The organism is Streptomyces sp. NRRL F-5630, assembly GCF_000719475.1.
GTDB lineage: Bacteria > Actinomycetota > Actinomycetes > Streptomycetales > Streptomycetaceae > Streptomyces.
On the sequence record NZ_JOGO01000167.1, the window covers coordinates 1 to 1,448 of the forward strand.

The 1,448-nt window shown below is 72.7% G+C and carries 1 protein-coding gene; it reads right to left on the reverse strand.

Annotated features, from left to right (window positions below; genetic code table 11):
* Positions 1–40: 40 nt before the first annotated feature.
* The gene (locus IF99_RS0130135) at positions 41–1,231 is read right to left on the reverse strand and encodes a sensor histidine kinase (protein ID WP_031001643.1); all 1,191 of its coding nucleotides are present in this window, start codon (positions 1,229–1,231) and stop codon (positions 41–43) included.
* Positions 1,232–1,448: the final 217 nt, after the last annotated feature.

Below are 1,448 nucleotides of genomic sequence, written 5' to 3' on the forward strand. Positions count from 1 at the left end.
GGGGTGGGGCGGGGGGGCGGGGGGAGGCCCCCGAGGGAATCTAGGTTGTTTTCAGGGGGAGGAGGGCGCTGATGCGGAAGCCTCCCCCCGGGCGTGGGCCTGCGTCGAAGGTGCCGCCGACCATGCCGACGCGTTCGCGCATGCCGATGAGGCCGTGGCCCGCGCCGTCGGCGCCGCGGTCGGTGGCGAGTGCGGTGGGGGCACCGCGGCCGTCGTCCTCGATGAGGAGGCCGAGGCCGTCGTCGAAGTAGACGAGGCGGACGCTGGCTCCGGCGTCGGGGCCGCCGTGCTTGCGGGTGTTGGTGAGGGCTTCCTGCACGATGCGGTAGGCGGTGAGTTCGACGCCGCGCGGGAGTTGCCGTACCGCGCCCTCGATCCGGAAGTCGACGGGCAGTCCGGCGCCTCTGACCTGCTCGATCAGCTCGTTCATCTGGTCGACGTCGGGTTGGGGCACGTACTCGCCCGCTTCGCGGGGTTCGCCGGTGCGCAGTACGCCGAGCAGGCGGCGCATCTCGGCGAGGGCCTGTCGCCCTGTGGCGGAGATCGTCTCCAGGGCCGTGCGGGCCTGCTCGGGCGAGCCGTCGAGAACGTAGGCGGCGCCGTCGGCCTGGACGACCATGACGGAGACGTTGTGGGCGACGACGTCGTGGAGTTCGCGGGCGATGCGGGCGCGTTCGGCGGCGACGGCGATCTTCGCCTGTGCCTCGCGTTCCCGTTCGAGGCGGGCGGCGCGTTCTTCGAGGTGGGCGAAGTAGGCGCGGCGGGTGCGCAGGGAGTCGCCCATCACCCAGGCCAGGACGAACGGCACCATCAGGATGCCGGTGAAGAAGAGCGTCTCGGAGGTGCCGGCGGCAGTGGTGGGCCAGCGCAGTTGGGCGAGTGGGGCGGCGAGGAAGGCGCCGACGAGGGCGAGGCGTGAGGACCAGCGCGCGCCCTGGGACGCGGCCGTGTAGACCGCGACGAGGAGGGCGAAATCGCCGACGAAGACCTCCACGTCCAGGACAAGCTGGGCGACGCCGAGGACGACGGCGAGCAGCAGGACGCGTTCGGGGCTGCGGCGGCGCAGTCCGACGACGCAGCCGAGGCCGAGGAGGATGATGACGAACAACGGGATGCTGCGTTGCCCGTGCTGCCCCGCGAAGGTGAGGAGCGTCCCCACGACGAGGAGCCCGGCCCAGCACCCGTCGACCCACGAGGGGTGTCTGCGGATGAAGTCGTAGAGGCGCTGCACGTTGCCCAGCGTAGGAACGGGGACGAGGGGGAGGGGTCAGCCGAAGGGCCGATCCGGGAGCGATCACCGTACTCCCCAAGGTGGAGAAGCCCACCTCCGCCCCGGTCACCATACCCGCGCCGCGCCCTGCGCCAGCCGGTCACCGACCCACGCGGTCCCCTGCCCCGGAACCCCGCGCCGTCCCCTGCCCCGACCCCTCGCCGCCTCACTCCCCGGG